This is a genomic window from Pseudomonas sp. O230, assembly GCF_045447035.1.
Classification (GTDB): Bacteria; Pseudomonadota; Gammaproteobacteria; order Pseudomonadales; family Pseudomonadaceae; genus Aquipseudomonas.
The window spans coordinates 120,062-145,524 of the sequence record NZ_JBJGXN010000010.1; the positions used below are offsets into that span (position 1 = coordinate 120,062).

Below are 25,463 nucleotides of genomic sequence, written 5' to 3' on the forward strand. Positions count from 1 at the left end.
TCGTGAAAATCGGATGAGCGGCTTGGCTTCTATTAGTCAGGGCGACGTTCCCACGCATGGCGTCAGGAGTTCACGATGGGCCAGGAAGAAAATATTGCACTGCAAGATGAAGGACGGTCAGCTCCGCCCGGTTTGTTCGAGCACCTGAACCATCTCCAGCGCCTCAACACCCTCAACGTTCTCGACGCCACGCATCAGCGCCAGGCCAAAACCTACGCGCCTTCAAGCCTTGGGCTACTCAAGCAGCCGAACGCCGCTGACTGGCAGGAATACGTCACCGACCTGGGCCAACGCAGCGTGCTGTTCTGGGACACCTTGCGTCAGCGCGGTGACAACACCCTGGCCCACGAACGCGCCGGGTATCCGCTGCTGCTCAAGTTCAATCATGAAACCCTGGTCGCCGGCGAAGACCTGCCTCGCCCGGTCAACTACTCGTTGCTGCAGATCCTGGCGGGCCCCGGGCAACTGCTCGACAGCCAAAAACAACCGGTGATCATCATTGACCCTCGCGGCGGTCACGGCTCGGGGATTGGCGGTTTCAAACAGGATTCGGTCATCGGCGAAAGCCTGCGCGCCGGCCATCCGACCTATTTCATCTCGTTCAGCCATTCGCCACGCCCGGGGCAAACCCTGGCGGACATCGTTGAAGCCCAGGCGCGGTTTCTCGAAGAGGTCAGCGCGCGACATCCCGCCAGCGCCAAACCCGTGGTGATCGGCAACTGCCAGGCCGGCTGGGCATTGATGGGCCTGGCGGCGACCCGCCCGGAACTGCCGGGGCTGATCATCGTCAACGGCGCGCCGTTGTCATACTGGGCCGGTGTCAATGGGCGCAATCCGATGCGCTACACCGGCGGCTTGCTGGGTGGCGGCTGGATGGCGCGCCTGGGCAGCGACCTGGGCAATGACCGTTTCGACGGCACCTGGCTGGTCAGCAACTTCGAGAGTCTCGACCCGGCCAATGCCGTATGGGGCAAGTACTACCACCTGTTCAGCGAAGTCGACAGCGAGGCCGCGCGGTTTCTCGATTTCGAGCGCTGGTGGGGCAGCCCGACCCTGCTCAATGGTGAAGAGATCGAGCAGATTGTCGACGACCTGTTCATCGGCAATCAGCTGTCGGGCGGCCTCGGGCGCAAGAGCAGCGGGCTCGACCTCAAACGCATTGAAGTGCCGGTGGTGGTGTTCTGCTCCTATGGCGACAACATCACCTCGCCGCAACAGGCGCTGGACTGGATCACTGATGTCTATCCCAGCGATCTCGCCCTGCAAAATGCCGGGCGCACCATCGTTTACCTGCGGCACGCGAGCATCGGGCATCTGGGCATCTTCGTGTCGGGTGAAGTGGCGCGGCGTGAACACCGTGAGTTGCTGGGCGCGGTCGATGCGATCAATGAACTGCCGGGCGGGCTGTATGAAATGCTCATCGATGACCTGCCGGAAAACTCGGATACGCCGTACGCCGTGCGTTTCGAGCCACGGCGTATCGCCGACATCCACGGTAAAGTGCAGCCGCCCCGTGACGACGATCGCGAATTCGCGCTGGTCGAACGTGCCTCTGATTTCAACAACACGCTTTATGACGGATTTGTACGGCCGTGGTTGCGTCAGTTGGTCAACGAGCCGACCGCTGAAATGATGCGCAAGGCACACCCGTTCCACCAACAACAGGTGATGTGGAACAGTCTGAACCCGGCGCTCTGGTGGCTGGCTGGCAGTGCCGCTCAAGTGAGCAAGGATCGACATCCCGTCAGCCCGTCCAATCCGTTGCTGGCCTGGCAAGAACTGTTTTCCAACCAGATACAGGACGCCTTGAACGGCTATCGGGACCTGCGTGATGCCGCTCAGGAGATGAGTTTTTATAGTGTGTATGGCGTCCTCAACAGCCTCGCCGGCAATACACCGGGGCGAGATCTCCAGGCGCATGCCAGGCAGCACGATAAAGTCCTGACCGAACGCCTCCAGGACGCCCTGCCCCTGGGCGGCTTGATGGAAGCCTTGATCCGGATCCTGTTCCTGCTGGGCCGCGACAGCGATGAACCGGGCAAGCAAAGCGTCGAAAAACTGCTCCTGCAATTGCAAGTGCTGCAGCAGGACTACAGTGCCGAGCCGCGGGACCTGCGCGAAACCCTTCACCTGCAAAAACTGCTGGTCGCCACCCACCCGCAGGAAAGCCTGCACAGCTTGCCCCTGATGCTGGTTGGCCTCGAAGAGCGCCAACAAGTGCTGGCGGCCGTCGCCAATTTGCTCCCGGAACTGCTGACCAGCGGCGCAGACAACCCGTCCTGGTGTGAATTGCACACGCTGCTCGATGTGCCGCTGCCGGGGTTCAGCCTGACTCAACCGCCAGGTGAAGCCGATGTTGTCGTGGAGAAAACCCCGGCAATAACCCCGGAGCCGATCAAGCCGAAAACTCCGATCGTCGTACCAGAGCCGGTCAAGCAAAAAGCCCCCGTCGTCGCACCCGCGCCGACACGGACCAAGCCGATCGCGCAAAAAACCGCCGTGGTGCCCACCCCACCAATCGCCAAGACTGCGAGTCCGGTGGGCAAACCTGCCAAGGGCAAGAACAAAGTAAAAAAACCGCCGGCGAAGTAACGCCGGACCGCTGACGAGCACCGCGTCACACCGGCGCGGCTTCCTCGATCTCAAACGATTCATCGGAACGGTACTGCCCCGGTGTCATGCCAAACCAGCGGCTACAGGCTTTGTTAAAGCTGCTGTGATCATGAAAACCAAGGAGATACGCGACATGCTTCATGTTGAAGTGAGAATGACGCAGGTAGAAATCCGCCAGTTGTCGACGCACCGCGTTCAGCACGTCCTTGAATTGTGTCCCTTCCTTTTCCAGCGCACGCTGCAGCGTTCGCTTGCTCATCTTCAAGGCCGCCGCGATCGACTCCATGTCGCACTGCCCCTGCCCCTGACTCAAGCGCTCGGTAATCAGTGCGCGAATCCGGCCGACAATGCAAAAACCGAACAGCAGGTCCAGTTGCGCCTCGGCAAAACTGTCATGCAGCACCGCCAACGCTTCGTTGGCCATGCTCAACGGCCGCATCAGCTCCTGCCCGTCAAACAAAATGCTGTCGTAAGGCGCGTCGAAACGCAGATTGCAGCCAAACAGCCGCCGATGCTCGGAGATGTCTTCGGGCTCGGGGTAAGTGAACTCAACGCTCAAGGGTTGCGGTGTGTTGCCGCCCGACAGCTTGCGACAGAAGCTCAGCAATGACGCCAGCCCGGCATCGGTGTATTGCCGCGGTTTGACCGAACCCTGCTGCTGATGGTCGAGCCCGGACAGACGGAAATGGTGCTGTTCCGAAGTGAAGAAAAGGCTGAACCCGGTGCCTATCAACGGACTGAAACGGACCAGGCGTTCAAGGGCTTTTTTCAGGTTCAGACTGGACATCATGGTGTAGCCGACGATCTGAAAACTGCCGGGGTGGAAACTGCCATAGGCCCGTAAGCCAATGTCCGGATCGCCCGAGGCCTCAGCGGCCAGTTCCCAGAGTCGATAGATGGCCTTTCGCTCGCAAAACGCTCCTGGTTTGTTTGCGAGATCAATGTCTAGTCCAGCCTCCCGACACAGACTGGCAACATCCAGTCCTTGAGCCGAGAGCGTATTTACCAGCACGCTGGCATAGCCTGAACTCATTCTATACATGGCGTCCTCAATGACCTGTGGAACCGGACATCCTGTCCGGAGCCATACTGATCTGCGATAAATCAAAGACTAACGGGTGGTTCAGTTGCCAATATTGATCCCAGTATAGGTAATCCTCATTTTTAGCCACTGTTACAAGCCATTCGTCGCCCGGATGCAACTAAACCGGACATGGCACCTTTGGACACCAGCCCGTCACCTCCCAACACTTCCGCATCCCCCGCCAATACCGAACAATCTGCCCATCTTGCAGCGCAAAATACAAAAAGGAACGGAGCTTATGAAGTCGCTTGGTCGTATTGCGTTGGTCACTGGTGGTATGGGTGGGATTGGCACGGCGATAAGCCAGCGCCTTTACAAGGAAGGATTCAAAGTCATCGTCGGTTGCAGCGCCGATTCCGCCCGCAAGAACGACTGGATTGCCACTCAACTGGCAGCGGGTTACCAGTTCGAGTGCGTCTACGGCGACATCACCGATTGGGAGTCGACGCGCAAGGCCTTCGAGATGGCGCGGGAACAATTCGGCCCGATCGATGTGCTGGTCAACAACGCCGGCATCACGCGTGATGCTTCTTTCCGCAAGCTGACGCCCGAGGACTGGAACGCGGTCATCGGCACCAACCTGAGCGGCGTGTTCAACACCACCAAACAGGTGATTGAAGGAATGCTGGCCAAGGGCTGGGGACGGGTGATCAACATCTCCTCGATCAACGGTCAGCGCGGCCAGTTCGGCCAGACCAACTACAGCGCGGCCAAAGCCGGCATCCACGGTTTCACCATGGCACTGGCACGAGAAGTATCTGGCAAGGGCGTGACCGTCAACACCGTCTCGCCGGGTTACATCCAGACCAGCATGACTGCGGCCATCCGCCCGGACATCCTCGACAGCATGATTGCGGCCACCCCGGTCGGGCGCCTCGGCCAACCTGAAGAAATCGCTTCAATCGTTGCCTGGCTGGCTTCCGATGAATCGGGCTACAGCACCGGCGCCGACTTCTCGGTGAACGGCGGCATGAACATGCAGTAGACCGATCAGGGCACGGACGCCCTGCTCCCGCTGGACAACACTTTAATGAGGTCACGCATGAACGAAGTCGTAATCGTTGCCGCTACTCGTACCGCCATTGGCAGTTTTCAAGGTGCCTTGTCCGCGATTCCAGCCACCGAGCTGGGCGCCACAGTGATTCGCCGTCTGCTGGAAGAGTCCGGTCTGGACGGTGCGCAGATCGATGAAGTGATCCTCGGCCAGGTCCTCACCGCAGGCTCGGGACAAAACCCGGCACGCCAGACGGCCATCAAGGCCGGCCTGCCCTTTACCACCCCGGCGCTGACCCTGAACAAGGTCTGCGGCTCGGGCCTCAAGGCCGTGCAACTGGCTGTACAGGCGATCCGTTGCGGCGACGCCGAACTGGTGATTGCCGGCGGTCAGGAAAACATGAGCCTGGCGCCCTATGTGCTGCCCAAGGCACGCACCGGCCTGCGTCTGGGTCATGCGCAATTGCAAGACAGCGTGATTCAGGACGGTTTGTGGGACGCCTTCAACGACTACCACATGGGCATTACCGCTGAGAATCTGGCCACGAAGTACAGCCTCAGCCGCGAAGATCAGGACGCCTTCGCCGCCGCCTCGCAACAGAAAGCTGCCGCCGCCATCGAAGCGGGCTATTTCAAGCGTGAAATCACCCCGATCCTGATCCCTCAGCGCAAGGGCGATCCGTTAGTGTTCGACACAGATGAGCAACCGCGCCCGGGCGGCACCCTGCAAGCCTTGAGCAACCTGAAACCGGCGTTCCAGAAAGACGGCAGCGTGACCGCCGGCAACTCGTCGACCCTCAACGATGGCGCCGCCGTGTTGCTGCTGGCCAGCGCCGCCAAGGCCCAGGCCCTCGGTTTGCCGGTGCTGGCACGCATCAAGGCATACGCCAGCGCAGGCGTTGACCCGTCGATCATGGGCATCGGCCCGGTCCCGGCCACCCGTCTGGTGTTGGAGAAAGCCGGCTGGAGCCTGGACGACCTCGACCTGATCGAAGCCAACGAAGCGTTTGCCGCGCAATCACTGGCGGTCGGCAAAGAACTGGGCTGGGACACCCGCAAGGTCAACGTCAACGGTGGCGCGATTGCGCTGGGTCATCCGATCGGCGCGTCGGGCGCGCGGATTCTGGTATCGCTGGTGCACGAACTGATTCGCCGTGACGGCAAAAAAGGCCTGGCCACGTTGTGCATCGGCGGCGGCCAAGGCGTCAGCCTGGTCATCGAACGATAAGAAGAAACACAGGACTGCTTGCTTGACTGCTGACGCGGTGCCGAAGTCCGGCGCCGCGGTTTTTTTCTGCCCGGTTTGCTGATGTGGGCAAGGAGTTCCATGGACAATAACGCGCACACTTTCAATACGTTCTGGTCCGGCCAGGTTCCGTTCATTGCCTCCTTTGCAGTGCAACAATTGCGGTTATGGGTCAGCAGCAATCCGTGGTTCACCGGACAGCAATACAACGAGTGGTTCGACTTGCCACGCGGCACCCTGGACAGCCTGCAATCGGACTATCAACTGCAATGGGCGAACCTCGGCCAGCGGTTGATGAGCGGCCAGCCCTTCACCTTCGAAGATCGACGTTTCGCCAGTGGCAACTGGAGCGAGCCGCTGTTTGGCTCCCTCGCTGCGTTTTACCTGCTCAACGCCGGGTTCCTGCTCAAACTGCTCGACAAGCTGCCGATCAAAGACAAAAAGCCCCGCCAGCGCCTGCTGTACCTGGTGGAGCAAGCCATCGCCGCCGGCGCACCGAGCAACTTTCTGGCGAGCGATCCCGATGCGTTAAAGCGCGCCGCGGACACTCAGGGCGTGAGCCTGCTCACGGGCTTGCTGCACCTGGCCAGCGATCTGCAGGAAGGCAAAATGCGACAGTGCGACAGCGGCGCCTTCAAGGTCGGTGTCGACTTGGCCAGCACCCCCGGTGAAGTGGTGTTCGAGAATGAACTGTTCCAGCTGATTCAGTACTACCCGCAAAGCGAAACCCAGTACCGGCGCCCGGTTTTTGTCGTGCCGCCGTCGATCAACAAGTACTACATCCTCGACTTGCGGCCCGATAATTCGATGATTCGCCATCTGCTGCAGCAAGGGCACCCGGTGTTTCTGATGTCGTGGCGCAACTTCGATCAGGCACACGCCAACACCACCTGGGACGACCTGATCGAAACCGGCATCATCAAAGGCCTGCAAGTCACCCGTGAAATCAGCGGCGAGCAACGGCCCAACTGTGTCGGCTTCTGCATCGGCGGCACGCTGCTGAGTACCGCGCTGGCCGTGCTGGCGGCCCGTGGTGATCGCGAGATCGCCAGCGTCAGCCTGTTGACCACGTTTCTCGATTACCTCGACACCGGGCCCATCGACATCTTCGTCGACGAACAACTGGTGGCTTACCGCGAGCGCACCATCGGTGGCGTCGACGGCCCGATCGGTCTGTTCAAGGGCGAGGACATGGGCAACACCTTCTCGTTGCTGCGCCCGAATGATTTGTGGTGGAACTACAACGTCGACAAGTACCTCAAGGGTCAGAAGCCGATCCCCCTCGATCTGCTGTTCTGGAACAACGACAGCACCAACCTCCCCGGCCCGATGTATTGCTGGTATCTGCGCCACACCTACCTGCAAAACGACCTGAAATCCGGCGAACTGGACTGCTGTGGCGTCAAGCTCGACTTGCGCGCCATCGAAGCGCCGGCGTACATCCTCGCCACCCATGACGATCACATCGTGCCGTGGCGAAGCGCCTACGCCAGCACCGAACTGCTGGCCGGCACCAAGCGCTTCGTACTGGGCGCTTCAGGACATATCGCCGGGGTCATCAACCCGCCCGCCAAGGAAAAACGCCATTACTGGACCAACAACCGGGTCACGAAAAACCCCGACACCTGGTTCAAGAATGCCGAGCAACATCCCGGTAGCTGGTGGAATGACTGGTTCGTCTGGCTGGCCGGACACGCCGGTGAACGCCAGCCTTCGGTGCTGCACACCGGTAATGCGCAATACCCTGCACTGGAATCGGCACCCGGTCGTTACGTGATGCAATGATCGGCAGTCCCGCGCAATAGCGTTTATTGCGCGGGGCGTTTCATCGATCTCGCCCACAACAACGTCGAAACACAGCACATCGGTTCAATATCCCCACCCGACTCTACGCCACCATGGTCTCCTCACTCATCCTGAAAGGACATCGCCATGGCTATCGCAAAAGCAGTACCCGGCAAAACCCTGCTGACCCCGACCGACCACACGCTGATCATGATCGACCACCAGTCGCAGATGTCCTTTGCGACCAAGTCGATCGACGCCGTCACCCTGCGTAACAACGCTGCCCTGGTGGCCAAGGCGGCGCGTGGTTTCAAGGTCTCGACCATCCTTACCACCGTTGCCGAGAAAAGCTTCTCCGGTCCGATCTTTGACGAAATCAAATCGGTATTCCCGGAGCACAACGTCATCGACCGCACCAGCATGAACACCTGGGAAGACGAGCGCATTGCCGTTGAAGTGAACAAATTCGGCAAACAGAAAATCGTCCTCGCCGGCCTGTGGACCTCCGTGTGCATCGTTGGCCCGGCGCTGTCGGCCATTGATCAGGGTTTTGAGGTCTACGTGATCGCCGACGCCTGTGGCGACGTCACCACCGAAGCCCATGAAATGGCGATGCAGCGCATGATCCAGATCGGCGCGCGGCCCATGACTTCGTTGCAATACTTGCTTGAATTGCAGCGCGACTGGGCTCGCGGCGAAACCTATGAAGAAACCGTGAAAACCTCGATTGCCAACGGCGGCGCCTACGGCCTGGGGTTGATCTACGCCAAGAGCATGTTCGGCGCGTCCGAAGCCCATTAAGCAATAGCCGCGACTCCGGGCACACCGGAGTCGCCGCCCTCGCGGTGGATTGATCGATGACGTTTTCCTCACGAGACCTCAATCGCAGGCTGTGCGTGTGCTTGCCCGTGCTGTTTTCAGGCATGGTCCTGGCGGATGAATCGCAGGGCTTGCTGGCCGACGCGAAGCTTGAAGTGCTGAGCCGAAACTTCTACCTGAACAACGACTATCGATCGCCGTCACCGGCGGACAAAAGCTACAAAGCCGAATGGGCTCAGGGTTTTATCAGTTCTTTTGAATCTGGTTTCACACCCGGAAGCCTCGGATTCGGGCTTGATGCCCACGGGTTTCTGGGGTTGAAACTTGACGGTGGCAAGGGGCACTCCGGCACCGGACTGTTGCCGCTGGACAGTGACGGTCGCAGCGAAAGCGACTATTCCAGTGGCGGCGGCGCGCTGAAAATCAAGGCATCTAAAACCACTTTGACCTTCGGCGAAATGATGGTCGAAACCCCGGTATTCGATACCTCAGACAAACGCCTGCAACCCGAGTACGCCAGCGGTTTTCTGTTGAACAGTCGCGAAATAGATGGCACGACGCTGCAGGCCGGGCACTTCACGGCGTTCAAGAATCAGGACCATTCATCAGGCAAGGACGACTTCTACGGTTACGGCGCCAACACCGAGGCCGGCGGCATCACCTTCGTCGGTGCTGACGTGTTCACCCAAAGTCCGTTTGGGGGTGCGCTGTATGCGTCTGAACTGACCGACACTTGGCATCAGTACTACGCCAATCTGCATTTAAAACAGTCCAGTGTTTTCCTCGACGCCAACCTCTACCAGACACGGGACACCGGCCAGGCGCTGGCAGGTGCTATCGATAACACCGCGTTCAGCCTGTCGGGCAAGTACACCGTCGATGCGCAGGCCTTTACCGTGGCCTTTCAAAAAATCAATGGCGACACGCCGTTCGACTTCGTCGGTGGCGACTCGATCTACCTCGCCAACTCGATCAAGTACGCCGACTTCAACGGCGCCCACGAACGCTCGTGGCAGGCACGTTACGACCTCGATTTGAGCACCTACGGCGTTCCGGGGCTGAAATTCATGACCCGTTATGTCATGGGCAGTCAGATTGACGGCACCCATGCGCCCAAAGGTGGCGCCTACAACCCGTTCGATGAATCGCTCGGTGTGAGCGTGCCGCAGCAAGGCGATGGCGGTCGACATTGGGAGCGCGACATCGACCTGCGCTACATCGTCCAGTCTGGATCGGCCAAGGGTCTGTCGCTGCAACTGTCCCATGTCTCGCACCGGGCCAACAGCGCTCAGGCCGGGGATGATATCGACAGGGTTTACGTGGTCATCGAGTACCCGCTGCGCTTTGGGCGCTTCTGATGGACATGCCCAAAGGCAGCGGGAGTCGAGCCTGCCCGGAAACGGGTGCCGCCCCTGACAATCTGTAGAAGCAAGCCTGAACCACCGCCTTCACGAGCAGGCTCGCTCCCACAGGGCTTGGCGTTTATCATGACCGCCGAAAACAACCCTGCCTTGCATGAGACTGAGCATGACCTTCGATTTTGATCAGGTGTTCGACCGCCACAACACCGGCAGTACCAAGTGGAGCCGCTACCCGGCGGACGTATTGCCGATGTGGGTGGCCGACATGGATTTTGCCGCGCCACCGGTGATCATCCAGGCCCTGCAAAAACGTCTGGAACACCCGTTGCTCGGCTACAGCGTGGCGCAGGACGATCTGCGCAATGCCATCGTTGCCGACCTCTGGAACAAATACGCCTGGCGCGTCGAGCCACAGGAACTGATTTTCCTGCCGGGCGTGGAATCGGGTTTCAACATGGCCCTGAACGCGCTGGTCCAGCCGCAACAGAACGTCGTGGTCCAGGTTCCCAATTACCCGCCGCTGCGCCATGCACCGGGGCATTGGGGGCTGAACAAGGTTGAACTGAATTTCGAGGCGATGGCTGATGGCACATACGCCACGCCCCTTGACGCCTTGCGCCAGTCGCTGAAAGGTGGCGGCGCGCTGCTGCTGAGCAACCCGCACAACCCGCTGGGCAAGGCGTTCCCAAGGGAAGAACTGCAAGCCGTGGCCGATATCTGTGTGGCGCAGGACGCGTGGATCATTTCCGACGAAATCCACGCCGAGCTTTGCTTCGACGGCCGCCAGCACATTCCGACCGCGTCGTTGAGTGCGCCAATCGCTCAGCGCACCATCACGCTGATGTCGGCGAGCAAGGCTTACAACATCGCCGGCCTGAAGACCTCGTTCATGATCATTCAGGACCACGCCCTGCGAGAGCGGGTCAACCATGCGCGCTGCGGCATGGTCGACAGCATCAATCCGCTGGGGATGGAAGCGACACGCGTTGCCTACACCGATGCCGGCCCTTGGCTGGCCGCGCTCAAGGACTACCTGCAAAGCAACCGCGATTACCTGGTGGATGCCGTTCGTACGCGCTTGCCCGGCGTCAGCATGAATGTGCCTCAGAGCACCTACCTGGCCTGGCTCGATTGCTCGGCGCTGGGGCTGGAGAATCCGCAGCAATTCTTCCTTGAACAGGCCAAAGTCGGATTGAGCGCCGGCCTCGATTTCGGCGATGACAGCCAACAGTTCGTGCGCCTGAACTTCGGCTGCCCGCGCGTGTTGCTGGAGGAAGGCCTTGCACGGATGGAGCGCAGCCTGCGCGACCTCTGACAAACACCCCTCGTCTGTAGGAGCTGGCTTGCCAGCGATGACGCCCGCAAGGTCAGCGCAAGGCTCAAGGCCTATCGCCAGCAAGCTGGCTCCTACAGAAATTGGTCGCAACACTAATGCCCGCCAGCCGCCTCGCCTCCTGTAGGAGCTGGCTTGCCAGCGATGACCCCCGCAAGGTCAGCGCAAGGCTCAAGGCCTATCGCCAGCAAGCTGGCTCCTACAGAAATTGGTCGCAACACTAATCCCCGCCAGCCGCCTCGCCTCCTGTAGGAGCTGGCTTGCCAGCGATGACCCCCGCAAGGTCAGCGCAAGGCTCAAGGCCTATCGCCAGCAAGCTGGCTCCTACAGAAATTGGTCGCGACACTAATCCTCGTCAGCCGCCTCGCCCCCTGTAGGAGCTGGCTTGCCAGCGATGACACCCGCAAGGTCAGCGCAAGGCTCAAGGCCCAATCGCTGATCTTCACTGCCTCCTGGCATTCCCTCTATCGGATCACCACCGGCTCCGGCGAGAAAAAGTGAACCCCTGACAAAGCTCGCCCCTCAATACGTTCAGGGGCTCTGTCATAGGCCGCTCCAGCTCTGGAGGTCGTCATGTCCGCACCTATCGACAAGCTGTCTACCCAACCGAACGCCAGGTTCAACGTACTGACGCCGGGATACCTGCGCGCTACCGTCGGTTGATTGCCATCAGCCCGGCATCGCGCCAACGCTGCGGCGAGTACGGCGCATGAGCTTCATTCTCTGGATGGCAGTGTTGGGTGCCATGCTGCTGACATTGGCGCTGACGTCGTCGTACCTGCGCTGGCTGCCGGTCACCACAGCGGCGGTGTGCCTGGTGTTGGGTATCGCTATCGGACCGGCGGCGCTAGGGTTATTGAAACTGGACATTCAGGATGCCTCGTTCTGGATGGAGCACCTGACGGAAGTCGCGGTGCTCTTTTCGCTGTTTGTCTGTGGCTTGAAATTGCGCTCGCCGTTCAAGGATGAAAAGTGGCGCATCGCCATGGGCCTGGCAGGCCCGGTGATGGTGCTGACCATCGCCGGTGTTTGCCTGCTGCTGCACTACGGTTTCGAATTGTCCTGGGGTGCCTCGGTGTTGATCGGCTCGATTCTGGCGCCGACCGATCCGGTACTCGCCGCCCTGGTGCAGGTTAACGACGCACGGGATGACGACAGCGTGCGCTTTGGCCTCTCCGGTGAAGCCGGGCTGAATGACGGGATCGCCTTTCCGTTCGTGATCCTCGGCTTACTGCTGTTGCAACACGACGGCAATCCCGGCTGGCTGGGCGACTGGGCGCTCCGCAGCCTGCTCTGGGCCGTCCCCGCCGGCCTGTTGATCGGCTACGGGATGGGGCGCGGCATCGGTCGTCTGACGCTGGCGCTGCGGATCAGGAATGACGACAGCACCCTTTCACCTAACGACTATCTGGCCCTCGCCTTGATCGCCCTGGCTTACGTGGGCGCCGAATGGATTCATGGCTACGGCTTTCTGTCCGTGTTCGCCGCGGGCCTCGGCCTGCGCCATGAAGAGGTCAAATCCACTGGCGATGACGAAATCCCCGCCGAGCATCTGGTTCAGGCGGTAGTCGGCCATCAGAACGTCGAGCTGCAACACGCCGTGCATGGCGATACCGATGGCCTTGAAGATACCCAGGTCGCCGCCGGCATCATGATGGGTGACATGCTCGCGTTTGGCAGTCTCGTAGAGCGGGCCATGGAAGTGTTTCTGGTGACATTGCTCGGGGTGGTGCTGGTGGCGCACTGGGACTGGCGAGCACTGTTGATCGGTGGCGCGTTATTTGGCCTGATACGGCCGCTGAGCGTCGTCGTCCTGCCCTGGCGTGGTGTGCTGAGCGGTCATCAGCGCCTGTTGATCGGCTGGTTCGGCATCCGCGGCATCGGTAGCCTGTATTACCTTTTCTATGCCCTGAACCATGGGCTGGCGCCGTCGATTGCGACGCTTTGCACCGACCTGACCTTGTCCGTGGTGGCGCTGAGCATCCTCATCCATGGCATCAGCACGCAACCGATGCTGGCTTGGTACGAACGGCGTAAAAAGCAAAACCGTTGACTGGATACCTGATGCGAAACCCGAAGCCGCGAACTGCATGAGTCAAAATCCGGACTCATGCAGCCTGCATGAGCTCAATTCGCCATCAGCCAATTCAACCTGTTGATTTTCATGGCAGCTACCGCAGCAGAAAAAGTGGCACGTCAAATGCTCCAGGACCAGCAGCGACCTTCGGCCTTGAGACCGTTCGCGCTCATCCCCGTGACTATTGAGAGACTCGACCATGAACGCCATTGACCTGTTGCAAGCCGACCATGAACGCGTAAAGGGCATCCTCACCCAATTGAGCGAATCCACCGAGCGCGGAGTGAAAAAACGCACCGAATTATTGGCCAGGCTGGAAATGGAGATCGCCATCCATACCCGCCTCGAAGAAGAAGTCCTGTACCCGGCGTATAAAAAAGCGGGCGGCAAAGAACAGGACGTCATGTATTACGAGGCCAAGGAAGAACACCGCACCGTGGACTCTCTGGTGCTGCCGGACTTAAAAGTCACCGACCCATCCACCCCGGAATTTGCCGGTCGCGTGAAAGTGGTCAAGGAACTGTTGGAACACCACATCGAAGAGGAAGAAACGGAAATGTTTCCGCAGGCGAAAAAACTGCTGGGCAAAGCCACCCTTGAAGAGTTGGGTGCGCAGATGGAAAGCCTCAAGGCTCAGTACAAGAAAGAAATGAGCGCGGCCAATCTGGCGGCTTGATCAACGCGACAGCCATAAAAAGGCCCGGCATTTTCCGGGCCTTTTGGGTTCAGCCACCGGGGTTGGTTACCTGGATGTAAAACGCGTAGCTGCCCAGCAGCACCCAGAACGTGGCGAATATCCAGGGCGTACGCACTGAAAACAACAGCGATTTGCGGTAGCCCTTGTGCGACGATTCCATCTTGCTGAACAGCGGCGATTCGTCATAGGCGAGACCCATCAGGGGCTCGCTGCGCAACAGTTCACTTTGTTTGAAGTGCCAGTGATCGATGATGTCATACGCCGCGCGAATGCCCGGCCAGGCATTGAGCGAACTCAGCAGCCCCAACAACGCCAGAAAGGGCGGCACCACCAGGGTGAAGAGTTTGCCCCACTCGGGATTGAGGTTTGCCATGCAGGAGGCGAAGGCAATCACCAGGAACGATTGCGCCGCCAGGTAGGCATCGGTGCGATTGGCCAGGATGCTGGTTTCGTACTGGATTTCCCGGCGGTAGAAATCCAGGCGTTCCTTGGGCGAGCCGAACATTTTTGCGTTGTGGTCGGTCAGTGCTTCTTCGGCAGGAACGGCAGTCAGTATTCTTGGCAAGGGATTCACACGATGGAAACCGTTTAGAAGAACTACCGCCTGACAAGTTCAGCTGGATTATTAGCGCAACGTCGAGGCGATGATTTCCACCAGATTGAGTTGAGTGAAAGGCTTGGACAGACGCGGGAGCCTGGTCGCAAAGCCCTCCAGCCGCTCGGCGTAACCCGTGGCAAGGATGATCGGCAGGTCAGGTTTGATACTTCGGATCGCCTGTGCCAGTTGCGCACCGTCCATCTGCGGCATGGCCATGTCGGTAATGACCAGATCGATGGCTTGCTCGCTGTCGAACACGTTCAGCGCTTGAGCCCCGGATACCGCACTGATGACCCGATGGCCCAAGTCTTCGAGCAACAGGCAGGTACTGGTCAGCACCAGACTGTCGTCGTCCACCACCAGCACGTTCAGACGAGGCACCGGCGGCGCGGTTTCCAGCTGCACAGGCCTGGCAACCGAACCCTGTGTGGCGACGGGTATCCACAATTCGGCCGTGGTCCCCTTGTCCTTCTGGCTTTTTAGAATGAATCGCCCGCCCAGTTGTTCGATGAAGCCGTGCACCATCGACAATCCCAGCCCTGTCCCTTTGCCGATGCCCTTGGTGGTGAAAAAGGGGTCCATTGCCGAGGCAAGGGTGGCGTCATCCATGCCCTCCCCCGTATCACTGAAACTCAGGCAGACATAACGGCCTGACATGGGCGTGAGCTCGGAGTGATCGCTGGCTTCTTCAGACCGGGCGCTGATCAGGATTCTGCCGCCATGGGGCATAGCGTCGCGGGCGTTTGTCACCAGGTTCAGGACCGCCAGTTCGAGCTGGTTTACGTCGGCCAATACGGGCTCGACTGCTTGCGTAAAGCGCGTTTCCAGAACCACGGACGGCCCGAGGGAACTGCGCAACAGGCCGGAGATACCTTCCACCAGCGTCGGTATCTCGACGGGCTCGGTCTTCAGTTCCTGACGCCTGGCAAACGCCAGCATGCGTTGGGTCAGCGACACTCCGCGCAAGGCGCCTTGAGTGGCGTTATCCAGCAACCGGGTGATCTTTGAATCCTCCCCCACACGCTTGCGCACGATTTCCAGGTTGCCAAGGATCACCGTCAACAGATTATTGAAGTCATGGGCAATCCCCCCGCTCAGCTGTCCGATGGCCTGCATTTTTTGCGCCTGGAAAAGTGCTTCGCGGGTTTGTTCAAGGGCGTGCTGCGCATGGGTCGCTTCGGTGATATCCCGGGTGATCTTGGCGAAACCAAGCAACGTACCGGTATCGCCCCAGATCGGGTCGACCACGACATGCGCCAGGAACCGTGTGCCGTCCTTGCGCAGTCGCCAGCCTTTGTTCTCGAATCGACCTTCGCGGACCGCAATGTCCAGCGTGTGCTTTGGTTCGCCGGCTGCGCGATCTTCCGGGGTGTAAAACATCGAAAAATGCTGGCCGATCACCTCTTCGGGCAGGTAACCCTTGATGCGCTGGGCGCCGGGGTTCCAGTTGGTCAGACGTCCATCAGGGTCGAGCATGTAGATGGCGTAGTCCGTGACGCTTTGCACCAGCAGCCGGAACTGCTGCTCGCTTCGCTTGAGTACTTCTTCGGCCATCTTGCGGTCGGTCAGGTCCCGGGTAATCTTGGCGAACCCCAGCAGCTTGCCCGTCGGATCGAGGATCGGATCGATCAGCACGTGGCACCAGAAATGCGTACCGTCCTTACGCACCCGCCAGCCTTCTCCTTCAAAACGCCCCTCCCGAATGGCCGTGTCCAGGGCTCGTTGGGGCATCCCTTTGAGACGGTCCTCTTCGGTGTAGAAACGCGAAAAATGCTGACCTAGAATTTCCGCTTCCTCATACCCTTTGAAGCGGCGGGCGCCAGCGTTCCAGCTGGTGATGATGCCGTCGGGATCAATCATGTAGATCGCATAGTCAATCACCGCATCGATCAACAGGCGAAAACGCCCGTCCTCGATGGCGCTGGCTTTGGTTCGATCTTCGCTCATTGATCCATCTCGTCGGGATTGTCTTCGTGGAGTATGGGACAAAGCGGGATTTTGAGAAGCCGGAAAAACAACGCTTGTCGCCCGAAACTATCGATACACGTACCAGACGAGGTAGGTGTACGGGTCGTTGTAGACAAATTGCGGTACGTCCGTCGCGTGGGTCGAGGCCTTGAGTAATGCCAAATGGCACTCTTTAACGATTTCATCGCGATCGCGCCTTGCGAAGACGAAGTTCTGAATGATGCCGGAATAGACGCTATAGGCAAAATCCACCAGGGTTGTCGTTGTGGTGACCGAACCGCCGGTGTTTTTGATATAGGCGCTATGCGCACGCAGGATACGTTCGTTCAACGCGCCGAAGCCGCGCTCATAGACGAACATTTGCGAACCGCTGACCGCCTTTGCCGCCATCTCGAAGGCCAGAATGATCGCTTGCGAAAGGCCTGTGCTGATATCCAGCTTCTCCGCCGTGAGAAATCTTTCCAAGTCCTGTACTTCAAGGCTTTTTAGCGCTCGCTTAATGCTCGTATTTCATCGAAAGCGGCCGTGACCTTCTCTGAGGTGTACTTATAGTCCGGTGCTGCTGACATACCTTGATTTCCTTATCAAAGACTGGCTTGAAAGTGATGATTGCCCCTATGAATAAAGCGAACATTCGCCACTTGTTCAAATGCCGGTGTCTTTCAAGGCATGTCGATGTTTTTCAGGGTAAAAATTCCTACCCTGCTGGGAGCGAAATCGCCGGGGCAACCGACCACCAGCGCGGCAGCAACTGCTTGACCTTGCTATCGCCAAACCGGTCATCGATCAACATCACCACCCCATCATCCTGCTGGGTGCGAATCACGCGCCCAGCCGCCTGCACCACTTTCTGTACACCGGGGAACAGGTAGGTGTAGTCGTAACCGGCGCCGAAAATCGCAGCCATGCGATGTTTCAACTGTTCGTTGACCGGGTTGAGTTGCGCCAGGCCCAAAGTGGCGATAAATGCACCGATCAGCCGTGCGCCGGGCAAGTCGATGCCCTCGCCAAAGGCCCCGCCCAGCACTGCGAAGCCGACGCCCTGACTGTCCGCGGTGAACTGGTCGAGAAAGTCCTGGCGCTGGGCTTCTGCCATGCCCCGCGATTGCGCCCACAAATTGATGTGTGGGTGTGTTTCGGCCAGCAACTGCGTCACCTGCTGCAAGTAATCGAAGCTGCTGAAAAATGCCAGGTAGTTGCCGGGGCGTTGACTGAACTGCTTGGCAATCAGCTCGACAATCGGCGCCAGGGAAGACTGTCGATGGACAAACCGCGTAGAGATCTGACTGACGATATGCACCTTCAACTGATCCGCGTGAAACGGTGACTCGACGTCGATCCACACCGTGTTCGCTGGCGTCCCGAGGAGGTCCGCGTAGTAATGGCGTGGACTCAACGTCGCGGAAAACAGCACGGTACTGCGTGCTGCCGTCAGGCGTGGACGGATGAAACCGGCCGGCACCACGTTGCGCAGGCACAGTTGCGAGAGCGGTTTTTTACGCTCGAGGTCCCGCTTGCTGATGTCGAACAGAAACTGTTCATCGAAGAGTTCGGCGACGCGGCAGAATTGCAGCATGTCGAAATAAAACGTCTGTAATGCGCTGTCCAGGCCCTGCGGGTGATCGTTGAGGTAGTCGCCGATGCTGGCGCTGCAGGAAAACAATGCCTGAAGCAACTTTTCCGGTGGATTGTCGTAAGCCTGATACGCACCGGATTGCAGGTTATGCAGGGCGTTCCATTCACGATTGACCCGTTGCAGGGATTTTTTCAACGGCTCGGGCGCGCTTTTACGCACGCCGTCGAGGGCCGACTGGTCGAGACTCGCGCTGTACATCTGCCGGCCACGCTCCACCAGGTTGTGGGCTTCGTCCACCAGTACCGCGACGTTCCAGTTGTTGGCCTGGGCCAGGCCGAACAGCAGCGCACTGAAATCAAAATAATAGTTGTAATCGGCGACCACCACGTCTGCCCAGCGGGCCATTTCCTGGCTCAGGTAATACGGGCAGACCGCATGTTTCAGGGCCACCTCGCGCAAAGTGCTCTGGTTCAACAGCGTCAGCACGCTGGCGGCCTGGCGCGCGGCCGGCAAACGATCATAGAAGCCTTGGGCCAACGGGCAGGATTCGCCATGGCAGGCTTGGTCCGGATGCTCGCAGGCCTTGTCCCGGGCGATCATTTCCAGGACCCGCAGCGGTGGCGATTTGGCGCTGTCGAGGATCACCTGCGCGGCGTCGAGCGCCAGTTTGCGCCCCGGCGTTTTTGCCGTGAGGAAGAACACCTTGTCCAGTTGCTGCGGCGCCAACGCCTTGAGCATCGGAAACAGCGTGCCAAGCGTCTTGCCGATACCGGTCGGCGCCTGCGCCATCAGGCACCGGCCGGTGCTGACTGCCTTGAACACAGACTCGGCCAGATGCCGTTGGCCCGGACGAAAACCGGCATGGGGAAACGCCAATTGCTGTGCCCCGCCGTTGCGCGCCTCGCGATGGGCCATTTCCTGTTCGGCCCAATGCAGGAACAGTCGGCAATGGTGTTCGAAGAACACCTGCAGCTCTTCAGCGCCGAAAGCCTCGACCAGACAGGTTTCCTTTTCACTGACGATGTCGAAATACACCAGGGCCAGGTTGATCTGCGCCAGCTCCAGTTTCTGGCACATCAACCAGCCATAGACCTTGGCCTGTGCCCAATGCAATTGACGATGGTTGGGCGGTTGTTTGCTCAAGTCCCCGCGATAGGTTTTGACTTCTTCGAGGCAGTTTTGCGCGGGATCGTAGCCGTCCGCCCTGCCCTTGACCTTCAACGTCTGGTACTGGCCTTCAAGCGCGACTTCGCTCTGGTAACGTTCGCTGCGCCGGGACGCCACCGTTCGGTGGCCGACGATCCCTTCCAGTGCCGTCGGCGATGGCGTGAAACGCAGGTCGAGATCGCCGACCTTGGCGGTGAATTCACACAACGCCCGCACTGCGATGCTGTAGCTCAAGCGCTCTGCTCCGCCCATTGCACGTAGCACACCGCAATCGGCATCTGGTGTTCATGGCAGAACTCGAGCCAGCGCAACTGGTTGTCCTGCAGGCGATCACCGGGGCCTTTGACTTCGATCATGCGGTAGGTCTTGTGCTGCGGCCAGAACTGGATCAGGTCCGGCATGCCGGCGCGGTTGGCCTTGATGTCCAGCAGCAGGCGGTTGAACCAGTGCTTGAGGTGCTCGGCGGGCAGGCAATCGAGGGCCTGCTCAAGCAGCTGTTCGCTCAACGCCCCCCAGAACACGAAAGGCGATTGCACGCCCCATTTGGCGACATACCGCTCACGGATGGTCTGCCGGTAACGTCCGTCATTGAGTTCGTCAAGGCAGGCCTGAAACAGATCGGCCCGGCGTGCCTGGAAATCTTCATTGAGCAAATCCGCCGGCCCCCGCTGAAACGGGTGGAAAAACGCCCCCGGTAATGGCGCGAAGATCGCCGGCCAGCAAAGTAGCCCGAACAATGAGTTGATCAGACTGTTTTCGACGTAATGCACCGGCGCCGAATCCTCCGTCAGATGCGCCTGAACGTAACACTCCACCGACAGCGTCGGGTCAGTTCTTGGCAGTTGCAGATCGAGCCGCAGCATTTCCCGTGGAGGGCATCGCTTCACTGCGGGCCCGCCGAGTTTGCGTTGCAGCCTGGGCACCATACGCAGCAACTGCTGTTGTTCGGCGGCGCTTTCCGGCGATTGCCCGGCCGCAACGGCCAGGTCCATGGCCAGCTGATACTCGCCACAGCGCTCCAGCACCCGAATCAAGCGCGAACGTGCGCCCGGCCAGGCGCACGCGCGGTAAATATTCAGGGCATTGGCGAAATCCGCCATGCGCTCACAGTGCTGACCGATCTGGAACAGCAATTTGCCGCGGCGCTTTTGCAGCCACGGATTGGTCAGCGCCAGTCCGTTGATCTGCTCGACAATCGCCGCCACCGCGTCACCCGCCTCGAACTGCTGCTGACAATCATGAAGAAACAGGCACGCATCCACGTCCTCGCGGCTGCGCAAGCCTCGGGATTCGGCGCAAAACTCGACTTTTTCATAGGTAAAGATACCGAGGTCGGCGAGCACGAACTCTGACCAGTCCTGATAAAGATTGCCGAAAAACATCAGGCGCAGGCGATCGCACAAGCCCATGATAGTCAGGCTGAACAATCGATCATCCAGTGGCGTGCACCACTGATTGAAGCAGTGAGCGTCGGGAAACTGTGCGCTCAATGCCGTCAACCAGTCGGACTTTTTCCCTTTGGGCTGTTCGATGGCGGCGCCGAAGCATTGAAGGACTTCGGCCTTGAGCAGCACCTCGAACACCACATCGAGTGGCAGCGGCGACTGCTCATCGATCCAGCCCAGGGCCAACAACGGTGCCGTAGCGGTGGCAATGTCGCCAATTTCGACGTAATGCAGTTTGCTTGCCCGGAAATGAACGCCCTTGCGCATGACCATCCGGACCAAAAGTGCACGGGACTCCCGGGGCAGTCGATTGAACTCACGGATGAAGGATTGCTCCTCGACACTCAACACATCGACATAGCGATGTTCAAGCCAATCAAGCACTTGCATGAAGTTGTTCAAATAATAGAACGGGTCGTCGAGGGGATGTGTGGTCACAGGAAAACAGGGCCATGGTGAGCGAATACTGGTTATGCGTACAGATACCAGCTACGACCCGTGCGGTGCAAACGGAAAAGGATAAGCGGCAGCGCGATTCGGGATTTTTTCGAGTACCGGTCGAACTTTCCGCTCATCCATCGTACCAACCGCGGTAGAGGTTCAATGGCGATTGAAGTGTTCAAGACGGTCGCGCTGTTTTTTGGAGTATATGAGGTGGTTATGAACATCAAGACTCTGGGTTTGCCCCTGGCGGCGGCAGCCCTTCTGACCCTGGCCGGTTGCTCGACGCCAACGGTGGTGACGCTGCAGAACGGCACACAGTATTTGACCGAGGACATGCCAAAAGCCAATAACAAGGAAGGCTTTTACGAATTCGAAGATATTTCCGGGGCGAAAGTGAAGGTCAAGGTGGATGACGTGGCCACCGTTCGCAAGGAAGATTAAACGCCGCGTTACCGTTAATCGCGAGCCATCGTCGATGTGGCAGGTTTCGCACACCGCCTTAAACTGCGTACAGCCCATGTTACGAATGACGATGCATGGTTTGCGTTGCTCCACGGGCCTCACGAAATGATCCGGGTGAAGCCGACATGAGAATGCTCACACCCTTTTTGGTCACGCTCATGACCGCCAGCGCATGTGCGGGGACGAGCCTATGGGCGAATGCCGGGACGTCTACAGTCCTGACAACCAGCTTCGACTGCGCCAGAGCCAGCGCAGCCGTCGAGAAGCTAATCTGCCGCACCCCTCAACTGAAGCAGATGGAGATTGAACTGACGCGCCTTTATCGCCTGGCACTCACCGACGATCAGTCGGTGCCGCCTCCGGACAAAGTCGAGATCGAACAGCGGTTCTGGGTCGACGCCCGCAATCAGTGCTCTGCCAACGCGGATTCCAAGGCCTGCACGATCCGAAGCTATGCCGAGCGGGCGTATCAGCTTCGTCAGGGCTCGGCGATTGCGCGAACCAAGGATCCGAGCAGACTCACCGACGGCCCGGTAGCCTTTCGTTGCGCCGGGCTCAACGCGTTGATTGCCGCCACCTACTTTAATGTCGAGCCGCGTGTCGTGTACCTGAAATGGGCGAATGCCTCTGCCACCCTTATCCAGGTGACGAATGATTCCGCCACCCAATACAGCGGCAAAGATTACCGGGGCACCTACAGCTTCTGGCAAAACGGCAGTGACGCGTTGCTCCAGATGCCGGGGTCGGGACAAATGAGTTGTACGGTCGAGCCGGCCGGCTGATCGCGCAACGGGACATCCTGTCCCGATAGCATGGTCAATGCCTGTCAGCTGCCCGTGCGAACCTTGTTCCACACCCGCGTCCGAATCCGATCGATGTTCAGCGGCATTGCTTCCAGCGCGAACAGTTTTCCCATCATTTCCGGGCTCGGATAGACCTTGGTGTCGTTCTTGATCGCAGGGTCGATCAGGCTGTCAGCCTGTTCGTTGCCGTTGGCGTAGTGCACGTAGTTGCTGATGTCGGCCATGACGGCCGGGCGCAGCAGGTAGTCCATGAAAGCGTAGCCAGCCTTTTCGTCCGGGGCGTCGGCGGGCATGGCGACCATGTCGAACCAGATGGCGGCGCCTTCCTTGGGAATCGCATAGCCGATGTCCACACCGTTCTTGGCTTCCCTGGCGCGGTTTTCGGCCTGCAGGATGTCGCCGGAGAAACCGACCGCCACGCAGATGTCACCGTTGGCGAGGTCGCTGGTGTACTTGGACGAATGGAAGTAGCTGACGTAAGGCCGGACTTTCATCAGCAGCGCTTCAGCTTTTTTGTAGTCTTGCGGGTTCTTGCTGTGATGCGGCAGCCCCAGGTAGTTCAGCGCGGCCGGCAGCAGTTCGGGCCCGTTGTCGAGGATGGCGACGCCGCACTTCTGCAATTTGGCCATGTTTTCCGGTTTGAAGATCAGGTCCCAGGAATCCACCGGCGCGTTATCGCCCAGCACCGCCTTGACCTTGGCAATGTTGTAGCCGATGCCGGTGCTGCCCCATAGATACGGGAAGCCGTGCTCGTTGCCCGGGTCGTTGGTCTGCAAGGCTTTGAGCAAGACCGGATTGAGATTCTTCCAGTTCGGCAACTGGCTCTTGTCGAGTTTCTTCAGCGCCCCGCCCTGAATCTGCCGCGCCATGAAGTGGTTGGACGGGAACACCACGTCGTAACCGGATTTGCCGGTCATCAACTTGCCATCGAGGGTTTCGTTGCTGTCGTAGACGTCATAGCTGAAGGCGATGCCGGTTTCCTTCTGGAAGTTTTTGGTGGTGTCCGGTGCGATGTAATCCGACCAGTTGTAGATCTTGACGGTGTCGGCCGCGTGGCTGAGGGACACGACGAGCGCCAGTGGGGCCAGTGCCAGGGTCTTTCGGATCATGAGTGGATTCCTGTGTGGGTTATTGTTGTTGGCAGGCAATCAGAGGATCAAAAAATCAAAACGTAGCTCTTGCGCACGGTTTCCTGGATGTCCCAGATACCGAGGCTGTTGGCTGGCAACATCAGTGCGTCGCCGGCTTCTATGTGGAGGGTTTCACCGTCATCCGGGGTGAAGGTGCAGCGCCCCTGAATGAAATGACAGAACTCCTGCGCGACGATCTGCCGACGCCAGCGACCGGGGGTGCATTCCCAGACGCCGGTCTCGACCCCGTCGTCGCGTTCGACGCTAGTGGTGGAAGCCACCGCCACGGGCGTGCCCAGTGGCACGGCGACCGGATTTGATTCGTCCAGTGTCAGGGTTGCGGTGTTCTTGAACTGCGTGATGCCCATGGGAATACCTGTCGATTGAGCCTGTAGGTGAAGAGCGCGCCGTTTACTGCATGAAACTTTCCATGAACCCTGCGACACCGCTGGCCAGTTTGCGTCGCCAAGGCGCGGTGGCCGGGTTGGCCAGGGTCTGGTCTTCGTGGACAAAGCTGCGGATGATCGCGTTGTAGCCGAGCCAGCGGCAGGGTTCCGGCTCCCAGGTCTTGAGTGCATCGAGACCGCCCTGCGGGATGACCCACGGCTGGCGAACCAGCTCGGTATCGCGTTGCAGAATCAAGTCGGCCAGGGTCCGTCCACCCAGATTGCTGGCGCCGACGCCCTCCCCGCCATAACCGCCGGAAATCGCAATGCCGCTCGCTTGATCGCACAGCATGTGCGGCTTGAATCGCCGGGGCATGCCCAGGTTGCCGCCCCAGCCGTGAGTAATGCGCACATCCTTGAGTTGCGGGAAAAGCTCACCAAACAGATACCGCCGTAACTCCACCTCGCTGGTGGTCAGGTCGAAGTCATGGCGCAGCTTGCCGGCAAACTGATAACCGCCCCGCGCGCCGAACACCAGGCGGTTATCCGCCGTACGCTGACCGTAAGTGACCTGACGGCTGCTTTCGCCAAACGCCTGCCCACGGTTCAGGCCGATTTCATCCCACGTAGCGGCCGACAGTGGCTCGGTGGCGACGATCAGGCTTTGCACCGGCAATTGATAGCGCCCCAGCGGTGGCAACGTGGTCGCGTACCCTTCTACCGCGGGAACGATCCAGCGGCTGCGCACCGCAGCGTTCGCCGTGCGCAGGCTGCCCGACTGCCAGTGGGTAACCGGAGAGTTTTCGTAAACCCTGACGCCCATGCGCTCTACCGTACGGGCCAGACCTCGCACCAACTTTGCCGGGTGCAGGGTCGCCACGTGCGGTGCATAGATACCGCCATAAGGCTTGGCGATTCTGATCTGTTGCGCCAACTGCTCGGGGCTCAGCCAGCGGTAATGGCTTTCGGTCAGGCCCTGGCTGTGCAGTTTGTCCAGGTAGCGTCGGAGGCTGGCTTCCTGTTCCGGGTAGCGCGCAGCGCAATACAGCGCCCCGCCTTTACGATAATCGCAATCGATGCCTTCACGTTCGAGGACAATCTCTACTTCATCGGGAATGCTGTGCAGCAAGCCATACGACGCCCTTCGCTGTTCGACCGGCAGGTCGGCAAGCAATCGGTCTTCACCCAAGAGGTTGCCCATCAACCAGCCGCCGTTTCGCCCGGAGGCGCCAAAACCGGCGGTCTGCGCTTCAACGATGGCAATGTTCAGACCCGGCGCCAGGCGCTTGAGGTAGTACGCGGTCCAGAGCCCGGTGTACCCCGCGCCAATGATGGCGACGTCAACGTCAAGATCGTGTTCCAGCGCCGGCCGCGCCAGCAATGGCTCGTCGAGTTGATCCATCCACAAACTGATAGTGCGCCACGCCGGCATGTAAGACTCCGCCACTCAAACTTCGATGACGTCGATCCTAGTGC

General features: G+C 59.5%; 20 protein-coding genes. 11 read left to right on the top strand and 9 right to left on the bottom strand.

The window, feature by feature from the left end:
• Positions 1 to 75: 75 nt before the first annotated feature.
• Positions 76 to 2,592 (top strand): DUF3141 domain-containing protein, encoded by a 2,517-nt coding sequence (locus ACI77H_RS21990; RefSeq protein WP_407013813.1) that lies wholly within the window; start codon positions 76 to 78, stop codon positions 2,590 to 2,592.
• Between the two features lie 25 nt (positions 2,593 to 2,617).
• Here ACI77H_RS21990 and ACI77H_RS21995 read toward each other — a convergent pair whose 3' ends face one another.
• A complete protein-coding gene (locus ACI77H_RS21995; protein ID WP_407013814.1) occupies positions 2,618 to 3,655 on the bottom strand; it encodes an AraC family transcriptional regulator in 1,038 nt (345 codons plus the stop codon).
• A 280-nt stretch (positions 3,656 to 3,935) separates the two neighbouring features.
• Between ACI77H_RS21995 and phbB the strand changes: the two genes are divergently transcribed.
• From phbB to ACI77H_RS22035, 8 genes are all read left to right on the top strand, one after another.
• Positions 3,936 to 4,682, top strand: coding sequence for an acetoacetyl-CoA reductase (gene phbB, locus ACI77H_RS22000; protein WP_407013815.1), 747 nt, complete (start codon positions 3,936 to 3,938; stop codon positions 4,680 to 4,682).
• A gap of 57 nt (positions 4,683 to 4,739) precedes the next feature.
• Positions 4,740 to 5,918 (top strand): acetyl-CoA C-acetyltransferase, encoded by a 1,179-nt coding sequence (locus ACI77H_RS22005; RefSeq protein ID WP_407013816.1) that lies wholly within the window; start codon positions 4,740 to 4,742, stop codon positions 5,916 to 5,918.
• Positions 5,919 to 6,017: 99 nt separating this feature from the next.
• Positions 6,018 to 7,721, top strand: a complete 1,704-nt coding sequence (gene phaC, locus ACI77H_RS22010) for a class I poly(R)-hydroxyalkanoic acid synthase (protein WP_407013817.1) — start codon at positions 6,018 to 6,020, stop codon at positions 7,719 to 7,721.
• Positions 7,722 to 7,868: 147 nt separating this feature from the next.
• On the top strand, positions 7,869 to 8,522 hold the full coding sequence (locus tag ACI77H_RS22015; RefSeq protein WP_253403508.1) for a hydrolase: 654 nt from the start codon (positions 7,869 to 7,871) through the stop codon (positions 8,520 to 8,522).
• Between the two features lie 56 nt (positions 8,523 to 8,578).
• On the top strand, positions 8,579 to 9,898 hold the full coding sequence (locus tag ACI77H_RS22020; protein ID WP_407013818.1) for an OprD family porin: 1,320 nt from the start codon (positions 8,579 to 8,581) through the stop codon (positions 9,896 to 9,898).
• Positions 9,899 to 10,067: 169 nt separating this feature from the next.
• Positions 10,068 to 11,216, top strand: a complete 1,149-nt coding sequence (locus ACI77H_RS22025) for a MalY/PatB family protein (RefSeq protein ID WP_407013819.1) — start codon at positions 10,068 to 10,070, stop codon at positions 11,214 to 11,216.
• Positions 11,217 to 11,943: 727 nt separating this feature from the next.
• Positions 11,944 to 13,287 carry a cation:proton antiporter gene (locus ACI77H_RS22030; RefSeq protein WP_407013820.1) on the top strand — a complete coding sequence of 448 codons (1,344 nt, stop codon included), beginning with the start codon at positions 11,944 to 11,946 and terminating at the stop codon, positions 13,285 to 13,287.
• A gap of 223 nt (positions 13,288 to 13,510) precedes the next feature.
• Positions 13,511 to 13,987, top strand: coding sequence for a hemerythrin domain-containing protein (locus tag ACI77H_RS22035; RefSeq protein WP_407013821.1), 477 nt, complete (start codon positions 13,511 to 13,513; stop codon positions 13,985 to 13,987).
• Between the two features lie 49 nt (positions 13,988 to 14,036).
• Here the strand turns inward: ACI77H_RS22035 and ACI77H_RS22040 are convergent, their stop codons facing one another.
• The 5 genes from ACI77H_RS22040 to ACI77H_RS22060 form a co-directional block, all read right to left on the bottom strand.
• On the bottom strand, positions 14,037 to 14,573 hold the full coding sequence (locus ACI77H_RS22040; RefSeq protein WP_407013822.1) for a hypothetical protein: 537 nt from the start codon (positions 14,571 to 14,573) through the stop codon (positions 14,037 to 14,039).
• Between the two features lie 60 nt (positions 14,574 to 14,633).
• Positions 14,634 to 16,553: a PAS domain S-box protein gene (locus ACI77H_RS22045; protein WP_407013823.1), complete on the bottom strand. Its 1,920-nt coding sequence runs from the start codon at positions 16,551 to 16,553 to the stop codon at positions 14,634 to 14,636.
• An 87-nt stretch (positions 16,554 to 16,640) separates the two neighbouring features.
• Positions 16,641 to 17,039, bottom strand: a complete 399-nt coding sequence (locus tag ACI77H_RS22050; protein WP_407013824.1) for a hypothetical protein — start codon at positions 17,037 to 17,039, stop codon at positions 16,641 to 16,643.
• 232 nt (positions 17,040 to 17,271) lie between these two features.
• Positions 17,272 to 19,551, bottom strand: a complete 2,280-nt coding sequence (locus ACI77H_RS22055; protein WP_407013825.1) for an ATP-dependent DNA helicase — start codon at positions 19,549 to 19,551, stop codon at positions 17,272 to 17,274.
• Positions 19,548 to 21,200: a VRR-NUC domain-containing protein gene (locus tag ACI77H_RS22060; RefSeq protein ID WP_407013826.1), complete on the bottom strand. Its 1,653-nt coding sequence runs from the start codon at positions 21,198 to 21,200 to the stop codon at positions 19,548 to 19,550. The genes ACI77H_RS22055 and ACI77H_RS22060 overlap by 4 nt, the downstream gene beginning before the upstream one ends.
• 222 nt (positions 21,201 to 21,422) lie before the next feature.
• On the opposite strand from ACI77H_RS22060, the gene ACI77H_RS22065 reads away from it, so the two are divergent.
• A complete protein-coding gene (locus ACI77H_RS22065; protein ID WP_407013827.1) occupies positions 21,423 to 21,647 on the top strand; it encodes a YgdI/YgdR family lipoprotein in 225 nt (74 codons plus the stop codon).
• A 146-nt stretch (positions 21,648 to 21,793) separates the two neighbouring features.
• The gene (locus ACI77H_RS22070) at positions 21,794 to 22,450 is read left to right on the top strand and encodes an MliC family protein (RefSeq protein ID WP_407013828.1); all 657 of its coding nucleotides are present in this window, start codon (positions 21,794 to 21,796) and stop codon (positions 22,448 to 22,450) included.
• A 44-nt stretch (positions 22,451 to 22,494) separates the two neighbouring features.
• Here the strand turns inward: ACI77H_RS22070 and ACI77H_RS22075 are convergent, their stop codons facing one another.
• From ACI77H_RS22075 to ACI77H_RS22085, 3 genes are read right to left on the bottom strand one after another with little or no spacing between them, the layout of a single operon-like run.
• A complete protein-coding gene (locus ACI77H_RS22075; RefSeq protein WP_407013829.1) occupies positions 22,495 to 23,580 on the bottom strand; it encodes a polyamine ABC transporter substrate-binding protein in 1,086 nt (361 codons plus the stop codon).
• Positions 23,581 to 23,627: 47 nt separating this feature from the next.
• Positions 23,628 to 23,969 carry a cupin domain-containing protein gene (locus ACI77H_RS22080; RefSeq protein WP_407013830.1) on the bottom strand — a complete coding sequence of 114 codons (342 nt, stop codon included), beginning with the start codon at positions 23,967 to 23,969 and terminating at the stop codon, positions 23,628 to 23,630.
• A 43-nt stretch (positions 23,970 to 24,012) separates the two neighbouring features.
• Complete coding sequence (locus ACI77H_RS22085; protein ID WP_407013831.1) at positions 24,013 to 25,419, bottom strand: NAD(P)/FAD-dependent oxidoreductase; 1,407 nt, start codon at positions 25,417 to 25,419, stop codon at positions 24,013 to 24,015.
• Positions 25,420 to 25,463 lie beyond the last annotated feature (44 nt).